Source organism: Streptomyces iranensis (assembly GCF_017874715.1).
Classification (GTDB): domain Bacteria; phylum Actinomycetota; class Actinomycetes; order Streptomycetales; family Streptomycetaceae; genus Streptomyces; species Streptomyces iranensis.
In genome coordinates this window covers 1-1343 of sequence record NZ_JAGGLR010000077.1, presented here as the reverse complement: position 1 = coordinate 1343, position 1343 = coordinate 1, and the positions used below count along the sequence as shown (strand labels likewise).

Annotated in this window: 2 protein-coding genes; both read left to right on the top strand. The window is 67.5% G+C overall.

Annotated features, from left to right (window positions below; all coding sequences use genetic code 11):
• Window positions 1-58 precede the first annotated feature (58 nt).
• Window positions 59-928: an IS5 family transposase gene (locus J2Z30_RS49215; RefSeq protein WP_078956832.1), complete on the top strand. Its 870-nt coding sequence runs from the start codon at window positions 59-61 to the stop codon at window positions 926-928.
• A 73-nt stretch (window positions 929-1001) separates the two neighbouring features.
• Window positions 1002-1331 (top strand): hypothetical protein, encoded by a 330-nt coding sequence (locus tag J2Z30_RS49210; RefSeq protein WP_044581822.1) that lies wholly within the window; start codon window positions 1002-1004, stop codon window positions 1329-1331.
• Window positions 1332-1343 lie beyond the last annotated feature (12 nt).

The window sequence follows — 1343 nt, the reverse complement described above, 5'->3', positions numbered from 1 at the left end:
CTAGGCCGTGTTTTGAAGGTCGGCTCTGTTCCTCGTCCCGCATCGTGATGATCTCGGTGTGGGACGAGGGGATCTTTCTGACGGGCAGTGGGCTGTGCTTGAGCCGTTGTTGCCGGTCGCGGGGTTGGGGCGGCCGTCGTTGGGCCGGCGGAAGCTGATCGATGGAATCCGATGGCGGGTGCGAACTGGTGCTCCGTGGAGGGATCTTCCGGCGGAGTACGGGCCGTGGCAGACGGTCTACGGACTCTTCCGCCGGTGGCAGCGCAACGGCACGTGGCCCGCACTGCTGACCCAGCTCCAAGCCCGGGCGGACGCGGCAGGGTTGATCACCTGGGAGGTCAACGTCGACTCCACGATCTGCCGAGCTCACCAGCACGCCGCAGGCGCCCGTCGTGAGGGACTGGCCCAGAAGGAACCGCCGGGCGGAACCCGCACCGAGCCCGACGACCACGGCCTGGGCCGGTCCCGGGGAGGTTTCACCACCAAGATCCATCTGGCCTGTGAACAAGGCCAGCGGCCCCTATCGCTGCTGGTCACCGTCGGACAGCGCGGCGACAGCCCTCAGTTCGCCGCCGTCCTGGAAGGCATCCAAGTGCCCCGCATCGGGCCGGGCCGGCCCCGTGTCCGCCCGCTGCGAGTCAGGGGCGACAAGGCGTACTCGTCCCGCGCCAACCGGGCCTACCTGCGAAAGCGGGGAATCCGGTGCACGATCCCGGAGCCGGCAGACCAACTCGCCAACCGCAAACGGCGCGGGAAAGAGGGCGGGCGACCTCCGGTCTTCGACCGCGAGGACTACAAGGCCCGGCACGCGGTTGAGTGCGGGATCAACCGGCTCAAGCGCAACCGTGCGGTCGCCACCCGCTTCGACAAACTCGCGGTCCGCTTCGAAGCCACCGTCCTGATCGCGGCGATCGGCGAATGGATATGACTCGCCTGAGCTGTCTGCTCCACGTGCCATGCTGACCGCGACCAAGGCGGGCAGGGCGAGGGAGATGCAACCGATGGGGGCTCAGTACTACGGCGCCGACAGCGAGAACGGTGACCGCATCGATGATCCCTCTGAGGACGCGTTGTTCATGATGATCAGCGACCTCAACAGCTCCGACAACACGTTCGTGGTCGTCCAGCCCGACGAGGACGCCCCCCTGTGGTTCGCCTCCGTGGCCGTCCTGGACGAAGGCGGCTACGAGATCGTCCGCCGTGACACCACCCGCAACGAGCACGAGGTCACCACGGCGACCAGCATCAGCGACATCGCCCGCGACCTCACGATCTGGATGGCCGCCCGCGACTTCCCCGGACGGCCAACCAGGCAGGTCAGCGAGTTCTAAAACACGGCCTAG